This is a genomic window from Methylobacterium sp. J-078 (genome assembly GCF_022829285.1).
Lineage (GTDB): Bacteria > Pseudomonadota > Alphaproteobacteria > Rhizobiales > Beijerinckiaceae > Methylobacterium.
Genome location: NZ_JAKSYI010000076.1, coordinates 32928 through 52114 on the forward strand (window position 1 = coordinate 32928; position 19187 = coordinate 52114).

At 72.0% G+C, this 19187-nt stretch carries 15 protein-coding genes; 10 read left to right on the top strand and 5 right to left on the bottom strand.

From position 1 onward, the window contains the following. Nucleotides 1-55: 55 nt before the first annotated feature. The 3 genes from MKK58_RS12680 to MKK58_RS12690 are packed head-to-tail and all read left to right on the top strand — an operon-like array spanning nt 56 to nt 3554. Entirely contained in the window at nt 56-1891 is a 1836-nt protein-coding gene (locus MKK58_RS12680) for an AMP-binding protein (RefSeq protein ID WP_243912400.1), read from the top strand. A 3-nt stretch (nt 1892-1894) separates the two neighbouring features. After that, the gene (locus MKK58_RS12685; RefSeq protein ID WP_238282472.1) at nt 1895-2134 is read left to right on the top strand and encodes an acyl carrier protein; all 240 of its coding nucleotides are present in this window, start codon (nt 1895-1897) and stop codon (nt 2132-2134) included. Between the two features lie 34 nt (nt 2135-2168). After that, nucleotides 2169-3554 (top strand): alginate O-acetyltransferase AlgX-related protein, encoded by a 1386-nt coding sequence (locus MKK58_RS12690; protein WP_243912401.1) that lies wholly within the window; start codon nt 2169-2171, stop codon nt 3552-3554. A 129-nt stretch (nt 3555-3683) separates the two neighbouring features. Here the strand turns inward: MKK58_RS12690 and MKK58_RS12695 are convergent, their stop codons facing one another. Together MKK58_RS12695 and MKK58_RS12700 are read right to left on the bottom strand one after the other, a co-directional pair. Beyond that, the gene (locus tag MKK58_RS12695; RefSeq protein WP_243912402.1) at nt 3684-5177 is read right to left on the bottom strand and encodes a hypothetical protein; all 1494 of its coding nucleotides are present in this window, start codon (nt 5175-5177) and stop codon (nt 3684-3686) included. Nucleotides 5178-5339: 162 nt separating this feature from the next. Continuing rightward, nucleotides 5340-6332, bottom strand: a complete 993-nt coding sequence (locus MKK58_RS12700; RefSeq protein WP_243912403.1) for a catalase family peroxidase — start codon at nt 6330-6332, stop codon at nt 5340-5342. Between the two features lie 279 nt (nt 6333-6611). On the opposite strand from MKK58_RS12700, the gene MKK58_RS12705 reads away from it, so the two are divergent. Further along, entirely contained in the window at nt 6612-7631 is a 1020-nt protein-coding gene (locus MKK58_RS12705) for a zinc-dependent alcohol dehydrogenase family protein (protein WP_243912404.1), read from the top strand. 16 nt (nt 7632-7647) lie between these two features. Here MKK58_RS12705 and MKK58_RS12710 read toward each other — a convergent pair whose 3' ends face one another. The 3 genes from MKK58_RS12710 to MKK58_RS12720 all read right to left on the bottom strand — a co-directional run bounded on the left by MKK58_RS12710 (nt 7648) and on the right by MKK58_RS12720 (nt 9783). Next, entirely contained in the window at nt 7648-8046 is a 399-nt protein-coding gene (locus MKK58_RS12710; RefSeq protein WP_243912405.1) for an MAPEG family protein, read from the bottom strand. Nucleotides 8047-8127: 81 nt separating this feature from the next. Further along, nucleotides 8128-8649, bottom strand: coding sequence for a cupin domain-containing protein (locus MKK58_RS12715; RefSeq protein ID WP_243912406.1), 522 nt, complete (start codon nt 8647-8649; stop codon nt 8128-8130). Nucleotides 8650-8706: 57 nt separating this feature from the next. Then, nucleotides 8707-9783: a catalase family protein gene (locus MKK58_RS12720; protein WP_243912407.1), complete on the bottom strand. Its 1077-nt coding sequence runs from the start codon at nt 9781-9783 to the stop codon at nt 8707-8709. Nucleotides 9784-10023: 240 nt separating this feature from the next. On the opposite strand from MKK58_RS12720, the gene MKK58_RS12725 reads away from it, so the two are divergent. The 6 genes from MKK58_RS12725 to MKK58_RS12750 all read left to right on the top strand — a co-directional run bounded on the left by MKK58_RS12725 (nt 10024) and on the right by MKK58_RS12750 (nt 19091). Next, on the top strand, nt 10024-11493 hold the full coding sequence (locus MKK58_RS12725) for an HWE histidine kinase domain-containing protein (RefSeq protein ID WP_243912408.1): 1470 nt from the start codon (nt 10024-10026) through the stop codon (nt 11491-11493). Between the two features lie 60 nt (nt 11494-11553). Next, nucleotides 11554-11982: a response regulator gene (locus MKK58_RS12730; RefSeq protein WP_243912409.1), complete on the top strand. Its 429-nt coding sequence runs from the start codon at nt 11554-11556 to the stop codon at nt 11980-11982. 74 nt (nt 11983-12056) lie between these two features. Next, nucleotides 12057-13208, top strand: a complete 1152-nt coding sequence (locus tag MKK58_RS12735) for an FAD-dependent monooxygenase (RefSeq protein WP_243912410.1) — start codon at nt 12057-12059, stop codon at nt 13206-13208. 57 nt (nt 13209-13265) lie between these two features. Further along, a complete protein-coding gene (locus MKK58_RS12740; protein ID WP_243912411.1) occupies nt 13266-13547 on the top strand; it encodes a DUF2312 domain-containing protein in 282 nt (93 codons plus the stop codon). Between the two features lie 318 nt (nt 13548-13865). Continuing rightward, nucleotides 13866-16313, top strand: coding sequence for a PAS domain-containing protein (locus MKK58_RS12745; protein WP_243912412.1), 2448 nt, complete (start codon nt 13866-13868; stop codon nt 16311-16313). 168 nt (nt 16314-16481) lie between these two features. Then, complete coding sequence (locus MKK58_RS12750) at nt 16482-19091, top strand: histidine kinase dimerization/phosphoacceptor domain -containing protein (RefSeq protein ID WP_243912413.1); 2610 nt, start codon at nt 16482-16484, stop codon at nt 19089-19091. Nucleotides 19092-19187: the final 96 nt, after the last annotated feature.

The window sequence follows — 19187 nt, forward strand, 5'->3', positions numbered from 1 at the left end:
TGCGATCCCTCCGGCGTCCCTCGTGGCACGCCGCCGATTCAGGAAGGTACCGTGGATGCATTGGGCTGATTCGCCGAGCGGGACCGGTGGTCTCGGAACCACCCCCGCGGCGTTGGAATTCCCGGCCGGCGACAGCGCAGCGACCGAACGCCCGGGGACCGGCACGACCCTGATCGGCCGCCTGGAACGGCACGCGGCACTGTCGCCGGAGAGACCGTGCCTCGTGCACCATCAGGGCGGCCGCTACGCCGTGATGACCTATTCCGACATCCATGCCCTCGCCGGGCAGGTGGCCGGTACCCTGGCTGGCACCCTGGCCGGGGCCGTCACCGGCGCCTCGGGGGAGGCCCCGGCGGCCGGCGGGTCCTCGAACGTGGTGCTCCTGTTCCTCAGGCACCATCCCCTCCAGCTGCCGGCCTATCTCGGCACCATGATGGCCGGACTGGTCCCCTCCTTCATGGCGTTCCCGACGCCCAAGCAGGACCCGGCCCATTACTGGGCCTCGCATGCCGAACTCGTGGCCCGGATACGCCCGGCCCTCGTCATCACCTATCCGGAGATCGCGCCCGAGCTCGAGGCGCTCTGCGCCGGACTGCCGACACGGATCCTGCTGATCGACGATCTCGCCGCGGGCGGACCTCCGGCCGGCACGGTGGCGCCGGCTCCACAGGACACCGCCCTGCTGCAGCACTCGTCGGGGACGACGGGCCTGAAGAAGGGCGTGGTGCTGACCTTCGGACAGATCGAGGCCCAGGCGACCGCCTACGCGCCGACCATCGCGCTCGGACCCGGCAGCACGGTCGTCAGCTGGCTCCCCTACTATCACGACATGGGCCTGTTCACGGCCTTCCTGATTCCCCTGACGGTCGGCGCCACGATCGTGTCGATGGATGCGTTCGAATGGGTCGCCCGCCCGGCGAGCCTGTTCGAGACCATCGAGCGCTTCCAGGGCACCCATTGCTGGTTGCCGAACTTCGCCTTCCAGCACCTCGTGAACACCGTCCCGTCCGCCGAGAGCGGCGCCAGCGCCTACCGCCTCGAGAGCATGGTGCGGTTCGTGAGCTGCTCGGAACCCGTGAAGGCGGCGAGCCTGTCCGCCTTCACCCGGGCCTTCGCGGGGTTCGGCATCGGGCCCGGGCACATGAGCGCCTGCTACGCCATGGCGGAGACCGGCTTCGCGGTCTCGCAATCGGACCCGAGCCGTCACGATCCGGTCCGCTGGTACGCGGCCGAGGCGCTCGCCACCCAGGGGCGCGCCGTGGCTGTCAGCGCGGATCATCCCGGCGCCCGCGCCCTCGTGTCGAACGGGGCTCCCATCGCGGGCGTCGAGGTCCGCATCATCCCCGCGCCCGAGGGGGCGGGGACGGGCGGCCCGCCGCGCGGCGCCGTCGTCGGGGAGATCGCGGTTCGGGGGCGCATCGTCTTCTCCGGCTACGACCGGGACGAGGCCGCGACCGCGAAGGCCTTCCTGGACGGCTGGTACCGCACCGGCGACATCGGCTTCCTCGACGAGGGCGAACTGTTCGTCAGCGGCCGGATCAAGGACGTGATCATCGTCCACGGACGCAACTACTTCGCCCACGACATCGAGGAGATCGTCTCCGGCATCGCGGGCGTGATTCCCGGGCGCGCCGTCGCGGTGGGCGTGACGAACGAGGCGGTGGGCAGCGAGGACGTGGTGGTCCTGGCCGAATCCCGCCTCGAGGCCGAGGAGGAGGCCCGCGCGCTCAAGCGCGCGGTCAAGCGCCTCGTCTTCGATCGCCTCGAACTCACCGTGCGCAGCGTGCACCTCGTTCGCCCGGGCTGGCTCACGAAGACGAGCAGCGGAAAGATCAGCCGCTCCGAGAACCTGGCCCGCCACCGGGCCGAACACCGCGACAACCGGGATTGATCCATGAACGACATGCGCCAGGCCGTCCGCAGCGTGATCGCCGAAACCTTCAACGTCTCGCCGGACATCCTCGCCGACGGTGCCGTCGCCGACGATGTCGACGGCTGGGATTCGCTCTCGCACACCATCCTGATGATCCGCCTCCAGAACGCCTTCGGCATCCAGATCCCCGAGAGCGTGGCGGCCAATGTCGAGACCGTCGGCGAACTCGTCAGCGCGGTCGTGGCCATCGCCAAGCAGTGACACGAAGCGCCCGGATCGGGGCCGGAGACCCGCCATGCTCGCTGGATCGAACCTGTCACTCCTGGAAGGCCGGAACGGATGGCTCTTCCTGGAGCGCTACGACGATGCCCAGCCGCTCCAATCCGGCGCGGACCTGAGCGCGTGGTCGCAGACCATGCTGCCGCAGCTGCGCGCCGTCTTCCGCGCGCGCCATGAGCGGCTCGCCGAGCGCGGCATCGGTTTCCTCGTCGTCGTGGCACCGGAGAAGGCGAGCGTCCACGGCGAGCTCCTGCCGCCGGGCATCGCGCAGGACCTGCCGACCGCCTCCGAGCGCCTGACCGCCGCGCTCGGCGCCGACGGCATCCGGGCGGTCGACGCCCTCGCCCTCCTGACGGGCGCCAAGGGCCCGGTCCCGCTCTACTACGACGTCGACACCCACTGGACGAGCTTTGCCGCCTACCGGGTCTACCGGGCCCTCGTGGCGGCGGCGCCCGCGCATCTCGGCCTGACGCCGATCGGACCGGACTGCGTCTGGTACCGCGACAAGCCGAGCTTCGGCGACCTCGGGGTTCACATGCGCCCCGAGCGCAAGGGGGTGATGCAGCAGGCCGAGGTCGCGGGAAGCGACGTCGCGAGCGTGATCGAGACCTTCGACGACCGCGAATGCGCCTTCCAGCGCTACACCTGCGCCACCGGGCGCGGGCGCGCGCTGGTGGTGCGCGACTCGTTCACGACCTTCCTGGCTCCGTTCCTGAGCCGGACCTTCGCGGAGACCACCTTTGTGGCGCCCTCGAACGCCTTGCCCGACGACCTGGTGGAGGACCTGGCCCCGGACCTCGTCATCGTCCAGGTCGCGGAGCGCGCCCTGTTCTATCCCCCCGACGCGTTCGTGGACTGGAGCATCCGGACCTGGCAGCAGACCTACCTCGAATCGGAGGCGGAGCATCCGGCCCGCAAGCACAACCGGCAGGCGCGGCAGGCGCTGAAACAGGGCCAGTGGGCCGAGGCGCTCGCCGCGGCCGAGGCGGCCCGAGCCCGCGACCCGGAGGGGCGCTTCATCCACAACCTCGCCGAGGCCCGCCTGCGCACCGGCGACCTGGCGGGTGCGCTCGCGGCCTGCGAGGCCTTTTCCCGGCCCGAGGACCGCCTGCTCCTGACCCTGGCGGCCTACGCCCTCTGGGGCCTGACACGGCGGGACGAGGCGATCGCCCGGCTGAAGCAGGCGCTCGCCCTGCAGCCGCGCAACGCGCGCCTGCGCTTCCAGTGCGGGGAGTGGCTCATGGAGCAGGGCCGGCCGGCGGAGGCCCTGACGCACCTGGAATCGGCCCTGGCGGTCGCCCCGGGCCATTCGGCCTCCTGGTACCACCTGGGCATGGCCCACCACGCCCTCGGGGCCTTCCCGGCCGCCGAGGAGGCCTTTCGGCGCGGCGGCATCATCTGAACCGCGGGCACGCGCCGGTCCGGTGGCGCCGCGCGCCGGTCCGTGCGCCCCGACCCCGGTGTGGCCACCCTCGCCCCGAGGCCGCCGGATCGCGGCGTTCGGCCCGGGAGGCGGGCGGCAGGCCTCGGATCACCCTTCGCCGCACCGGTAGAATTCCTCGACGTAGCCGTCGCGCAACCAGAACAGGTTCCGCGACAGCCTCCGATAGCCTCCGGCGTCCCGGATCAGTTCGGGCACGCGCAGCTGTCGCCCCGTCTGCGTGTTCAGCGCGGAGGCCTCCTGGTTGACCGAGTAGAAGGCCGGGGCGATCTCCTTGATCCGGTCGATATAGGCCCGTCCGGCCGCGGGCGACATTTCCGGAATGGAATCCTGGTTGAGCACCACGTCGAAGCGCAGGCCGGGCGTGTTGATCTCCCACCAGGGCAGCACCTGGACACGGTTCGGCGCCTCTCCGCTCAAGGAGACGGGCAGCCCGCAGCGCAGCAGGAAGTACCCCTGCAGGATGTTGGTATAGGGCAGGTCGTAGATGGTGTACGCGCAGGTCCCCCGGGCGAGATAGGCGCAGAGCCCGCCGAACCCGCCCCCGATCTCGGCCACGCGCTCGAACGGTCCGAGCGCTTGGATGCGCCAGGCCGCGTAGGCATGCATGAACGACTGCTCGGGGAAGGCGGATCCTTTGAGCGAAACCCCGAAGGGGGCGCCGATCGGAGGAAATGCGAGTTCGAAGCCGATCGCGGCCTCCAGCTCGGAGACGATGTCCTGCCGTTCGAAGTCCTGCCGTTCGAAGTCCTGCCATTCGAGCGGCGCATCGGTCCCTCCCTGCTCGGGCGACCGGACCGGACGGACGCCCACGGCCTCCCCGAACCGCAGCAGGCGGTCGCACCACATGGCCGCATGGCGGTCGGGGACGGCGCGGGCGCGGGCGGCCGTGCTCCGGCCCATGGCGAGGCCGTGCACCAGGTGCTCCTGGAACATGTTCGCGAGTAGATCCGACAGGCGCTCCGGGTCTCTCCGGGCGAGCGCGGTCTTCAGGCGGGTGTGGCCCGCGGTCAGCTGGTCCCACATGCCGCCGGTCTTGCCCGGATTCGAAGCGGCCGACACGTGCCACGCCGCGATGATCCGGCTGCAGATCGCGAGGTCCGCCTCGCCCCGGGACGGCGCTTCGAACCGAAAGGCCGGCATCGCGCCGACCGCCCGATAGGGATACCGGAACAGCTCTCGCCCCAGGCGGGAGGACATGTCCGCGACGATGTCGGCGGACAGCTTGTAGATGCGCCCCTCGTGCCGGCCGACGTTCAGGTAGTGAACCTCCGCCGAGGGACAGTATCCCGCGGCGATGGCCTCCTCGATGTCGCCGTGCAGTTCGAGATAGGCGGCGGCATCGAAGTCGTGCGGCAACAGCGCGAGCAGGTCCGGATCGATGATCGAACCATCCGCGTTCGCGGCGTATTTCCGGCCCTCCTGCCGGCCGTGCCGCAGGTAATGCTCCTCGGCCGACAGGCCCTCACCCTCCCGGATCGAGAGGGCGACGTCCGGATTGATGCGCAGGTACGCCTCGGAATCGAAGTCCTTCGGCAGATCCTTGTGGCGCTTGAACCGGGCCACATCGATGAAGCGCCGCATACCCGAACTCCCGACCGATCACAGTGCCGGCTCCTCGCCCGTGCCATAACAGGTCCACGAGAGGGCTGAGAAGGGTCGGGCCCCGGACCGGACAGGGGGCCTTCGGAATCCGCGCCGGCCGCCGGAACCAACCGCTGAGCGGAGCCCCGGCGGCGCGTGGGCCTACTGGCTGCGGCGCCCGAACGAGACCGCGTAGGCCTGGACGCGGGCGTCGATCAGGGGGTCGTCGGAGACCTCGACGCCGTCCGTCAGGGCGTTGGGCATGAACAGGAGCGCCTTCTCGGCCTCGGCGCTGTCGGGCACCACCTTGGAGACCGTGAGGGTGCCGAGGTCGACGAACCTGCGGTCGTCGGGCCAGGGCTTGGTGGCGTCGTTGGTGGGGTCGCCCAGGGCGGCGAGCTGCGCCTGGACGCTGAAGCGGGCCGGCGCCCGGGCGATCCGGGGGCCGATCTCGGCCATGAGATAGTCGGGGGCGCGCCCGGCGGCCTCCTCGGGGGGCAGGATATCCTCGCCCTCGACCGGCACGAAGCGGAACCGGAACGGCTGGCGCCGGTCGTCCTTGTCGACGAAGACGAAGGCGTTCACCCCGTTATAGGTCTGCCGCGCCAGGCTCGACGGGGTCTTGGCCGTGGCGCCGGCGGTGGCTGCGGCCGGATGCGCCTGGATGAAGCGTTCCAGCGCGGTCGGGTGCGCCGCATCCGGGCCGCTCTCGGCCACCGCCTGGAGCAGGTCGCGGAACGCCTCGCCGGTGGCGACGGGGAAGTACTTCAGCGCGTTCAGGACGACGTCCATCTCCGAGCCGTCGACGAGCTTGAACTTCAGCGACATCCCGTGCGGGTTGGCGTCCTTCGAGCCGTCGGGGATCGTCGGCACGCCGGTGGCATCCGAGAAGCGGATCGTCACCGGGACGGCCGGCCCCCGGAACAGGGAGGCCCTGCTGATCCGCGCGGCCTCGGCCGAGGGCGTGAAGCTGCCCTCGGCAACGACGCCCTTGGCGTGGTTGGCGCGCTTGCCGGGATGGGTTCCGAACAGCTTGTTCATGACGTCGATGGTCTGCTCGGCGGTCGTCGCCTCCTCCGCCAGCACCGGGGCGGCGGTCGCGACAGCAAAGCCCAGACCGACGGCGAGGACGTACGGGATTCTCTTGGAGCGCATGAGGATCCTCAAGGCGGCGTCGACGCTGAATGCACCGAGCGGCGGAATTCGGAATCGTTCTTAGTCGTGAAGGACCGCCGCACACAACGCAAAGGTTGGCTGGCGCGACCTGTCGTGGGTGTGACGCCCGCCCGGTGCGGGGAGGGGCCGCGATGGTGTCGCCCGGCCTCGACAGCCCCGGGGCCGCCTGCCACCATCGCGCCTCTGCCCGGCCCGGCCGGCGCCGATCCGACCCTTCGAGGGCGGTGCCTCGTGGCCGGCGCGACGAGGAGGAACAGCATGACCGCATCGGTATCCCGCGCCGTGATCGTCCAGCCCGGGGGCGGCTTCGAAGCCGTCGGATTCGGCGAGCGTCCAGTCCCCGAGCCAGGGCCCGGCGAGATCACCGTCCGCCTGCGGGCAAGCTCGCTCAACTATCACGACTATGCCGTGGTCAGCGGCCTCTGGGGGCCGAGCGAGCCGCGCGTGCCGATGTCGGACGGGGCGGGCGAGGTCGAGGCGCTGGGACCGGGCGTCGACGCCTTCGCGGTCGGCGACCGCGTGGTCAGCACGTTCTTTCCGACCTGGACCGAGGGCCAGCCCCAGGTCGAGGGCTTCGCGACCGTGCCGGGCGACGGCATCGACGGCTATGCCCGCGAGCGGGTCACCGCCTCCGCGCTGGCCTTCACCCACGCGCCCCGGGGCTGGGACCACGCCGAGGCGGCGACCCTGACGACGGCGGCGCTGACCGCCTGGCGCGCCCTGCACGGGGATGCGGGCCTGAAGGGCGGCGACGTCGTCCTGGTGCAGGGCACCGGCGGCGTCTCGCTGTTCGCGCTGCAATTCGCCAAGGCCGCGGGTGCCACCGTGATCGCCACCTCGTCCAGCGACGAGAAGCTCGCGCGCCTGCGGGCGCTGGGGGCCGACCATACGCTCAACTACCGCTCCGATGCCGCCTGGGGCGAGACGGCCCGGCGCCTCGCGGGCGGGCGCGGGGTCGACCACGTCCTCGACGTCGGTGGTCCGGGGACGCTGGAGCAGTCGATGGCCGCCGTGCGGGTGGGCGGGCACATCTCGGTGATCGGCATCCTCACGGGGGTCGCCGGGCCGTTGCCCCTGGTGCCGGCGCTCGTCCGGCAGATCCGCCTCCAGGGCGTCCTCGTCGGCAGCCGGCGCCAGCAGATCGAGATGATCCGCGGCATCGAGGCCTGCGGGCTGCGGCCGATCATCGACCGCCGCTATCCCCTGGCGGAGCTCGTCGCGGCGTTCCGGCACCAGGAGAGCAACCGGCACTTCGGCAAGATCTGCATCGAGATCTGAGCCGCCGCCGCGCCCGTCAGCCCACCCGCAGCAGGAGGGCGACGGCCGCCACGGCGATGACCGCGAAGGTCGCCAGGATCCCGCCCCCGCGGCAGGCGAACTGCCGGGGCGCGTTCTTGGGCGCGAACATCCCGAACGGGTGCAGCAGGCGCGCGACGAGGAGCACGATGAGGAGGCCGCGCACCAGGCTCGGCCCGCCGCCCGCCGCTTCCAGCAGCGCGATGAGGAGGAGCGCCAGCGGCACGTACTCCCCGAAATTGCCCTGCGCGCGGATGCGCTTCTCCAGGTCCGCGTTCCCGCCATCGCCGTGCAGGACGTCCGCCGACAGGCGGCCGGCGACCACCCAGGCGGAGAGCCCGACATAGAGGAGCGCGAACAGGGCCGCGTAGAAGGCCGTCAGGGCGGGATAGGTCACGGGGTCACTCCGGTGGCTGAGGCTGGATCGGGCGGGCTCGCGGGCAGCCTCGACGGCACGAAGCGCCGTCTCGGCCCGGATTCAGCGGGGCCCTTGCGCCGTGCGGCTCGGGTCGTCGGCCGGGTCGATGTAGTTCAGGCCGAAAGGGCCGGTCCCGTTGACCTGCAGCTCCACCGGCTCGGTCGTGGTCCAGAGGGCATGCGGCATGTCCTGCGGCAGGTAGACGAAGCCGCCGGCGCGCAGGGGCTTGCCGGCGCTCCTGTCCAGCTTGGCGCCATGCTGGTGGTAGATCGCGCCGGACAGGATGGTGAGCGTCTCGGCCTGGGCATGCGTGTGCGGCGCGATCACGGTGTCGGCGGGAAACCGGATGCGCAGCACGAAGGGGCCGGATTTCGCCGGATCACCCGCCACCCGGCTGATCTGCGTGCCCTTGGGCAGGTTCGCCGGCCCCGGCTCGTAGACGACGCTGGCCGCATCCGGAACCGTGACGCTGCCATTGGCTGCGTGATCATGGGCCGCGTGGTCGCCCGCCTCCGCGAAGGCCTCACCCGCCAAGGGGACCGCCGACAGGAGGGCGGCGAGGGTTCGTGCGATCGGGTTCATGCGGCGTCCTGGCGATCGGGGGCGGGGCGGCGCGCCGGCACGCGCGCCAGCGAATCTTCAGCGCCCGGCGCCGGGCTCGTGGATGGGGCAACCGTTGAAGCGCTGGCGGAACTCGGCCGAGTGCTTGTAGGGGGCGTTGCGGGCGCGGTTGATGTTGCCGAGCGGCCGGTGCGCGGCGAGCCCGGTCCAGACCGAGAAGCGCATCTCCTCGTCGACGGCCTGCACCCGCGCGGCGTCCCAGCTGTCCTGCGGCCGGACGGTGATGAGTCCGACGCGCTGGAACGGGGCCTCCGCCTCGTCCCATTCCACCGTCGGGTCCTCGACGGGCTGGCGCGCGAGGTCGCGGCAGAGCTGGACCCGGAACTCCCAGACGCCCTCGATGCCGCGCATCTCGGCACGCACCGTCTCGCGGATCGCGTCGGGACGGCCGGACGCGTCGATCTCGCGGCCCGTGAGCGCGGTGAGCGCCGGGGCCACGGGGGCGACGGAGAACTTGGCGATGTAATCGCCGTAGCGGAACGGCGTGACGCTGTAGAAGGTCTCGCCGAGGGGATCGACGTTGGGCGCGCCGCCGAGGGCGGCGATCGTCGTGCTCTCGACGCCCACCGCCTGCAGGGCCTTGTTGACCCCGCGCAGCACCGTCGAGGCCGCCACCTTGAGGCCCTCGGCCCGGTCGGTGGTGCCGGCGAGCAGCTTCAGGCTGCCGAGGAACTTGTCGGCGCTCGGCGCCTGGAAGACCGTGCCGTTGACCATGATGAAGTTCTGGGTCGTGCCCTCGGCGCCGGGCAAGCGCTCGCCCTCGACGTCGAGCACCTTCAGGGCGAGGCCGCGCGGCAGGGAGACCGCGTCGGGCAGGATGTCGCCGGCATTGGTGGAGAGGCGCATGTAAATCGGGTGCTCGCCGGCCCTGGCGAACAGGCCCTGCGCGAGTTCGGGGGGCAGGTTCGCATCGACCGTCAGGACCCCTTCCAGGATGCCGTGCGACTTGGCGTGCACCGAGCGGACCGCGTGACCGGAATCCTCGGCCACAGTCTTCAGGATCTTGTCGAAGGTCTTGTTCAGTTGCTCGATCGTCTCGCCCTCGTCGGGCTTCACCTGCTCGACGTCGGGCGTATAGCGGACAGGCGCTTGCAAGGTCTGGGGCTCCGGTGCGGTGCAATCTCGACGTGAACAACGCGCAAATCGGTCCGTTCCCAATCGGCGGGCCTTCAAGACTGCGTGACCGCGGGGCGTCCAGCCCGGGCAGGCGCGCAGGCCCGATCGGACACGGGTGCGGGAAGCGTCGGGGCCGGCGAACGCGACTGTGACGTTTGTACCCCTGGCCTGATCCCAATCGTTCCGTAGAACGGTTCCGATCAACAGGATTGCCTTCGCTTGAACGACCACGAGGACGGCGCGCGGATCGACGCCGAGATCGCCAGCACCGTCGCCGGCTCCGATCCGTTCGCCGCGGCGGTCCGCGCGACGCGGATGCCCATGGTGATCACCGATCCCCGCCTAGCCGACAACCCCATCGTGTACGTCAACGACGCGTTCGTGACGCTGACCGGTTATGCCCGCGACGAGATCATCGGCCGCAACTGCCGCTTCCTCCAGGGCCCCGAGACGAAGCCCGAGGACGTCGCGCGGGTCCGGGACGCCATCGAGCGGCGCGTGACCATTGAGATCGACCTGAAGAACCGGCGCAAGGACGGCACGGCGTTCTGGAACCGCCTGCTCGTCTCGCCCGTCTTCGCGCCCGACGGCGAGCTCACCTACTACTTCGCCTCCCAGTACGATGTGACCCTGGAGAAGGAGCGCCTCGTTCTCCTCCAGCGGGACCGCGACGCCCTGGAGGCGGAATCCGAGCGCCGCTCCCTCGAACTGATCCAGAGCGAGGAGCGTCTCCGGTTCACCCTGAAGGCCGGGCGCCTGGGCGCCTGGACCCTCGATCTCGGCGTCATGCGCCTGGTCTCCTCGGACGGGTTCAAGGAGAACCTCGGCCGCGTGCCGGGCGATTCCCTGACCTACGAGGAGATGCTGGCGGCCATCCACCCGGACGACCGGGCCCGGAAGCTCGCCGCCCGGGACGCGGCGATCGCGGGGCACTCGGACTACGACATCGAGATCCGGGTCATCACCCCGCGGTGCGAGACCCGCTGGCTGCAATTCCGCGGCCAGGCCTCGTACCGGGCCGACGGCTCGCCCCTGAGCATCGCGGGGATCAGCCTGGACATCACCGACCGCAAGCGGGCGGAGGAACACCGCGACCTCCTGGCGGGGGAGCTCAACCACCGGATCCAGAACACCCTGGCCACCGTCCAGTCCATCGCCCGGCAGACGCTGCGGGGCGCCGCCTCCCTGGAGGAGGCGCAGGTGGCGATGGAATCCCGCCTGCGCTCGCTCTCGGCCGCCACGGAGATGCTGGCCCGCGGCAGCGGCGACTGGGCGACCCTGACGGAGGTGGTCATCGCGGCCCTGCACCCGTTCGGCGTCGAGCAGGACCACCGCTTCAAGATCGGCGGCCCGATCCTGCGCCTCGCGCCTCGGGTCGCCCTGGCCTTCGCCCTGGCGATTCACGAACTCGCGACGAACTCCGTCAAGTACGGCTCCCTCTCGACGGATGACGGCCGCGTCATCGTGAGCTGGGACGTCGTGGACGGGTCGAACCCGGACCGGCTCTGGTTCCAGTGGCAGGAGGTGGGCGGCCCGCAGGTCTCGCGGCCGACGCGCACCGGCTTCGGCTCCCGGATGATCGAGCGGGCCCTCGCCCGGGAGATCGGCGGAACGGCCGAGATCGACTACCGCCCGCGCGGCGTCGTGTTCACGGCCGAGGCGCCCCTGCCGGAAATCACGCGGGACTGACGATCCCGTGGGACTGACGATCCCGGAGGAGCTTTTCGCGGCCTGACGCGTATGGCTCCCATGGCAGGTTCAGATCCGTCGCCGTCCCCGTTCGCCCTCGTCGTCGAGGCAAACATCCTCGTGCGGATGGACGCCGTGAACATCCTCGAGGATGCCGGCTTCCGGGTCCTGGACGTGGCGACGGGCGACGAGGCCATGAGGCTCCTGCACCAGCACGGCTCCGCCTTCACGCTGTTGTTCACCGCCGTCGGCCCCACGGGCCCGCAGGACGGGTTCGCGCTGGCACGCATGGCCGCCTCGGATCACCCGCATATCAGCGTCGTCGTGGCGTCGGGCCACGACAAGCCCGGTCCGGGCGACCTGCCGGATTCGGCCTGCTTCATCGAGAAGCCGTTCAGTGCCGGCATCGTCCGCGAACACCTCCAGCGGCTCATGCCGGACGACCGGAAGCCCGCCCCCTTGCGCGCAAAGCCCGTCCCGACGCACTGAGCGCGTGCGGAACGGCGGGGCAGCGGATGCGCCCTCCCTCCGGTGACGCGACGCGGACAGGTTCGGGGCTCCCCATGGACGGGAACGAAGCGGGTCGGGTGCTGATCGCCGGGGGCGGCATCGCGGGGCTCGCCATGCGGCGGGCGCTGCGACGCGCCGGGATTCCCGCGCTCACCCTGGAGCGGCGCCGGGAACCGGCGGATGGCGGCCTCGCCATCAACCTGCCGGGCAACGCGGTCCGGGCGCTCGCACGACTCGGCCTCGCCGAGGCCCTCGGCGGCGTCGGCGCCCCCGTTCGCCGGCGCGAGTACCGCACCGAGCGGGGGCAGCTGCTCTTTTCCGTCGACGAGGCGGCGTTCTGGGGGGCCGAGGCGGGGCCTCGCTGCGTCCGGCGCGCCGACCTGGCGCGTCTCCTGACCGGAGACGGGCCGGCCGACGACATCCGGTACGGATGTGCGATCGCGGCGATCCGGCAGCAGGCGGACAGCGTCACCGTCGCCTGCACGGACGGGACGACCGAATCCGGAGGCCTGCTCGTAGGCGCGGACGGCGTGCATTCCCGGGTCCGTGGCGACGTCTTCGGAGTGCAGGCCCTCGGCGCGGCGCTGCTGGCTCCGGCGAGCTGGCGCTTCATGGCGCCCAATCCCGGCGTCGATGCCTGGACGCTCTGGGCCGGATCGGGGGGCCTGTTCCTGCTGATCCCGGTCGACGCGGACGAAGTCTACGGGTGGGTCTCGGTCGGCGGATCGGGCGCGCGGGGGCATGACCTCGCCGCGGCGCGCGGAGTCTTCGCCGCCTTCCCGGCCCCCGTGCGCGACACCCTCGACGCGGTGCTGGCCGATTCCGGGCGCGTCCATCATTCGCCCCTTGAGGAGGTCCGGATTCCCGGCTGGACACGGGACCGCGTGGTGCTGGTTGGGGATGCCGCGCACGCCACGGCCCCCGTCTGGGCGCAGGGCGCCGCCCTCGCCCTGGAGGATGCGCTGGTCCTGGCCGCCCTGCTGGCGGAGCGCACCGACTGGCGCACGGTCGGTCCGGCCTACGAGGCCCTGCGCCGGCCCCGCGTGGCCCATGTCCAGGCCATGACCGACCGCCTGTCGCGGACCGCCCGGATGCCGGGCTGGGCCAGGAACCTCGTGCTCCCGGTGCTCGGACCCCGCAGCTACCGCGCCACCTACGCGCCCCTGCGCATCGCTCCGCCCGGTCCGGCCCGGACGCGGAATTAACCGTCCGCTTACCGAAACCCGGGAGGGTGCCGCTCCGAATTGGCCCAAGGAGACAGCATGTCCGAGACGATCGACACCGTTGGCGTTGCCGGCGACCGTATCCGCTCGATCATCGAGCGCGTCGAGAAGGTGGAGGAGGAGATCAAGGAACTCATGGAAGCCAAGAAGGAGATCTTCCTGGAAGCCAAGGGCGAGGGCCTGGACGTGAAGATCCTCAAGGAGATCCTCAAGCTGCGCAAGCTCGACCAGGACGCGCGCGACGAGCACGAGACGCTGCTCGACGTCTACATGCGCGCCATGGAGGCCCCCACCCCCGCCCCGATGGCGGCGGCCGCCTGAGAGCCGCCCGGACCCGGCCTCAGGGCACCGAAGGATCGGGCTCGGACGCCGGCGCGCAAGACCCGCGTCGACGCCCAAACCGTCGCCATCGGCGCAGCGAACGTCCGGCCCGGGCAAGCGCCGGCCCCCGGGGGCACCACGAACACCCTTCGCGCCCGGGGCGCGGGCCGCGTAACCTTGCGGCAGGGCACCGCGTTGCATGTCGCGCCACCTGAGGCCAAACGCCGGCATGCCCGTCCTCGAACCGCACCCGCGTCCACCGGAATCCCCCATGGCTCGCCACCGGGCCCCCGCATCCGTCGGGCGGAGCGTGCTGCCGTGAACGACCCCCTGGCGTTCCTGGCCGGCGGCGGCGAGGCCGCGCGCATGATCCGCGCGCGGGACTGGACGGGCCACCCCCTGGGGCCGCCCGAGACCTGGCCCGCGGAATTCCGTGCCGCGCTCAGCCTCGTCCTCAACTCGCCGGAATCGATGATCCTGGCCTGGGGGCCGGACCTGCACTTCTTCTTCAACGACACCTACTTCCCGCTGCTCGGGCCGCGTCTCGCCTGGGCGATGGGCGAGCGCTTCGACGTGGTCTGGGCCGATGCCCTGGATCAGGCCAGGCCGATCATCGCGGACGCCCTCGCGGGACGGGCGAAGCGCTTCGTCGACCTGCCCTGGACGCTCGATACCGACCGGGGCCAACGCGAGACCTGGTGGTCGTTCTCCTATTCCCGCGTCCTCGACGCGGACGGCGACGTCGCCGGCCTCTTCATCGTCACGAACGAGACCACCGCGCGGGTGCTCGGCGACGCGGCCCTGCGCGAGAGCGAGGAGCATTTCCGCCAGACGGTGGAGCTGAACCCGCAGGTCCCGTGGACCTGCGATCCGGACGGGAACATCACCTCCTACTCGAACCGCTGGCTCGAACTCACCGGCCAGGCCCCGGGCGAGCCGGACGGCTCCGGCTGGCTCCAGGCGCTGCACCCCGACGACGTGCCCGAGACCCTGCGCGTCTTCGCGGACGCGCTGGCCTCGGGCGAACCGGTCGATGTCGACTATCGCCTGCGCATGGCGGGCACCGGCACGCACCGCTGGATGCGGGCTCGGGCCCGGCCCCGCCGGAACGAGGCGGGCGCCATCGTCCGGTGGTACGGGGTGGTCGAGGACGTCCACGACCGCAAGCTCGCCGAGGCGGCGTTGCGCGAGATGAACCGGACGCTGGAACGCCGGGTCGAGGAGGCCCTCCTCCAGCGCAAGCTCTGGGCCGATGTGTTCGAGACCACCGACGCCCTCGTCGGGGCGCTGGGCACCGATTTCCGGATCCTAGCCGCCAATCGCGCCTGGATCACGGAGTTCGAGGCCATCTTCGGTGTCCGTCCGCGCATCGGCGACGACCTGCGCGATCTCCTGGCGCACGTCCCCGAGCTTCTCGCTCCCCTGCAGGCGACCTGGGAACGGGCGCTCGCCGGCGAGGCCTTCACGCTGACGGAGGCCTTCGGCGATCCCGACCGCAAGCGCCCCTGCTACGAACTCAAGTTCACGACCCTGCGCGACGCGGACGGGCGCCGGATCGGCGCCTTCCAGTACGCCCAGGACATCTCGGAGCGCCTGCGGGCCCAGGAGCGGCTCGCCCGCACCGAGGAGGCGTTGCGCCACGCCCAGAAGATCGAGGCCGTGGGCCAGCTCACGGGCGGCGTGGCGCACGATTTCAACAACCTCCTGACCATCATCCGCTCGTCGGTGGAGTTCCTGCAGCGGCCGGACCTCGCCGAGGCGCGGCGCGCCCGCTACCTCACGGCGGTGAGCGACACGGTCGACCGGGCCGCGAAGCTGACGAGCCAGCTCCTCTCCTTTGCGCGCCGGCAGGCCCTCAAGCCCGAGATCCTCGACGTCCGCGAACGCCTGCACGACGTCGCGGAGATGCTGAACGCGGTGACGGGCGCGCGCATCCGCATCGTCACGCGGGTGCCGGACGAGCCCTGCCACGTCCGGGCCGATCCGAGCCAGTTCGAGACCGCCCTGGTCAACCTGGTGGTGAACGCCCGCGACGCCATGGACGGCGAGGGCACCCTGACCCTGCGCCTCGCCCGCGGCGCCCACCTGCCGAGCATCCGGGGCCACGCGGAGGCGGCGGGGCCCTTCGCCGTGCTCTCGGTCACGGACGAGGGGGCGGGCATCCCGCCCGACCTGATGGACCGGATCTTCGAGCCCTTCTTCACGACCAAGGAGGTCGGACGCGGCACCGGGCTCGGCCTCAGCCAGGTCATCGGGTTCGCCAAGCAGTCCGGCGGCGACGTCGACGTGGCGAGCGCGGTCGGCCAGGGCACCACCTTCACCCTCTACCTGCCGCAGGTCGAGGCCCCGGAATCCGAGGTTCTGCGACCCGCACGGGAGTCCGGCGCCCCGGGCGCGGAGCGGAGCCTGCGCGTCCTCGTCGTGGAGGACAATCTCGAGGTCGGACGCTTCTGCACGCAGCTCCTCGAGGATCTCGGGCACGCGACGGTCTGGGCGCACAACGCCGAGGCGGCGCTCGCCGAGATGGCGCACGGCTCCGCCCGCTTCGACGCGGTGTTCTCGGACGTGGTGATGCCCGGGATGGGCGGCATCGCGCTGGCGCGGCGCCTGGCGGTGGACCACCCGGGGCTGCCGGTGATCCTGACCACGGGCTACAGCGATGCCCTGGCCCGGGACGATACGCACGGCTTCCACCTCGTCCGCAAGCCGTACTCCACCGGGCAGATCGCGAACGCCCTGCGCAACGCCCTCGCGCGGCCGCGATGACGATGCGCGCTCCGGGAGGCCGGCCCCGGCGACGGATCGCGGGGCAGGCGCGCGCGACCCGCTCCATGGTATGGCTCGGCGAGACCGTGGCTCGGCAAGGCATGGACACGGGCATGGACACGGGCATGGGCACTGGCAAAACAGGGCATCATCCGGCATGGGCAGGGCATGAGTGACGGCAACGAGGACTTTCCCGCCGGACCGGGTCTCGACACCCTGGCGGGTCGGATCGCCGACGCCCCCCGCGCCGCCCTGCGTGTCGACGCCGCCGGCCGCGTACTGGAGGCGAGCCCGGCCGCCGTCGCCCTGCTGGGGCGGGGAGGCGCGGCGCTGACGGGCCGGGACTTCTTCCGGGACCTCGTCCCGGGAGCCGACGTCCCCCGCGGGCGCGGGCGCTTCCTGGCCGGCCTGCGCCGGGGCGGGGTCGATCTGCACGGGCGCTTCGCCCTGGACCGCACTTCGGGACCGGTCCGGTTCGACCTGCGGGCCGTCTCGGAGGCCTCGGGGACCGGAGCCCTGATCGGCCTGAGCCCGCCCGAGCGCGCCTCCGGTCCGGGCGCCGGCGACGCGGTCGTGCTGCGCCGGAAGCGGGCGCAGGCCGTGGATGTCTCGGCCTGCGAGCTCGAGCCGATCCACGTCCCGGGCTCGATCCAGCCCGATGCCGTCCTCCTGGTCGCGGAGCCCGCCGGACTGACGGTCCTCGCCTGCAGCGCCAACGTGGCGGAGGCGTTCCCCGGGGCGGGGCCCGCCCTCCTCGGGCGCCCCATCCTCGGGCACGCTTTGGACGGCCTCCTGTCGAAGGCCTTCGTGGCCGACCTCCGCGTCGCCCAGGCGGAGGATCGCCTCGGCGACGGCCGGACCGTGTCCGGGACCGTGCGCCTCGACGGGGAGGGTGGCTCCGCCTTCCGCGCCGTCGCGCATGCCCAGGGCGGGCGCATCCTCGTCGAACTCGAGGGCCTGCCGGACCGGCCCGGGGATTTCGGCCCGGCGGACCCCCTGGGGGCGGGGCCGGCGATGTCCCGCCTGCGGGCGGCCGGCAGCGTCGCCGAGGCCGCCGCCGCGACGGCGCGCGAGGTCCGGGCGATCACCGGGTTCGAGACGGTCCTGGTGTATCGCTTCGATGCGGACTGGAACGGCGAGGCCATCGCCGAGGACCGGGTGCCGGACTGGTCCCGCTCCCTGCTCGGCCTGCATTTCCCCGCCTCCGACATCCCCGCCCAGGCCCGCGCGCTGTACGTGCGCTCCCGCAGCCGGTTCGTCACGGACCGCGATGCGGAGCCGGTGCCGATCCTCGGCGACGCCCGCCTCGCCGGAGACCCCGTCGACCTCACCTTCGCGCAGCATCGCTCGCTGTCGCCCATCCACCTGGAATATCAGCGCAACCTCGGCGTCAACGGCTCGATGTCGGCCTCCATCATCGTGGACGGGACGCTCTGGGGCCTGCTGATCGGCCATCATCGCCGCCCGCACTACGTGCCGCCGGAGGCCCGGGCCTCGGCCGCCCTGCTGGCGGAGGCGCTGGCCATGCGCGTGCAGGAGATCGAGGGACGCCGCCTCTGGGAGGCGCAGCAGGCGCACCTGGCCGCCGAGGGCCGCCTCGTGCGCCGGCTGACCCGGTCCGACGACTACGTGGCGGCCCTGACCGCCGGCGAGACGACGATGCTCGACCTGTTCGAGGCCAAGGGCGCCGCCGTGGTCTCGGAGGACCGCGTGACCGTCATCGGGGCGGCGCCCGCGCCGGAAGCGGTCCTGGCGCTGCGCGACTGGCTCCTCGCCGCGACGCCCTCGGACGGCACCGTGTACAGCACGCACGGCCTGCCGGCGGCCTACCCGCCGGCGGCCGCCTTCGCCGACCGGGCGAGCGGCCTCGTAGCGGTCTTCGTGGACGAGGCCCGGCGCAACCTCCTGATGTGGTTCAGGCCGGAGGTGCCCAGCACGGTCTCGTGGGGCGGCGACCCGCGCAAGCCCGTGGCGCCCGGCCGCGGCGCGGCGCCGGTGCTGCCGCGCCGCTCCTTCGAGCGCTGGGTCGAGGAGCGGCGCGGGCTGGCCGAACCCTGGGTCGCGTGGCAGCTCTCCTTCGCCGCTTCCCTGGCGGAGGTGGTGGAGGGCGTCGTCCTGCGCCAGCGCCGCACCATCGTCGAGCTGACGCGACTGCTCGCGGACAAGGAGCGGGCCCTCGAACAGAAGGACGTGCTGAGCCGGGAGATCGACCACCGGGTCAAGAACTCCCTCCAGATCGTGGCGGCCTTCCTGCAGATGCAGCAGCGCCAGACCCGGGATCCGGAGGCCAAGCAGGCCTTTGCCGAGACCTCCGCGCGCGTGATGAGCGTCGCGCGCGTCCACGACAGCCTCTACCAGGCCGAGAACGTCGAGGACGTCGACCTCGGCCAGACCATCGAGAGCCTGTGCCGCGACCTGTCCGGGATGGCGGGGGACGGCCAGACCGTGGGAATCACCGCCGACGCGAAGGTCATGGTGCCCTACCGCAAGGCGGTGGCCCTGTCGCTGATCGCCACCGAACTCGTCACCAACGCCTTCAAGTACGCCTCGCGCGAGTCCGGCGGCGGGCACATCGCCGTCAGCGTCAGCGACCAGGGCGGCGGCCGGGTGCGGGTGCGGGTCTGCGACGACGGCGAGGGCCTGCCCGAGGGCTGGGCCGACCGCAAGCCGAAGGGGACCGGGCTCGGGATGAAGCTCGTGCGGGCCATGCTCGACCAGATCGACGCGACGCTCGAGGTCGCCAACGCCCCGGGGGCCTGCTTCACGGTCCACGCCTGAGGCCCGGCGGCCGCGTTCCGGAGCCGGTGCGATATCCGATTCGTGACACGGCGGCATGAAACGGGCCGGGGCCCGCGTCCGTTGCGCCTTCCGGAA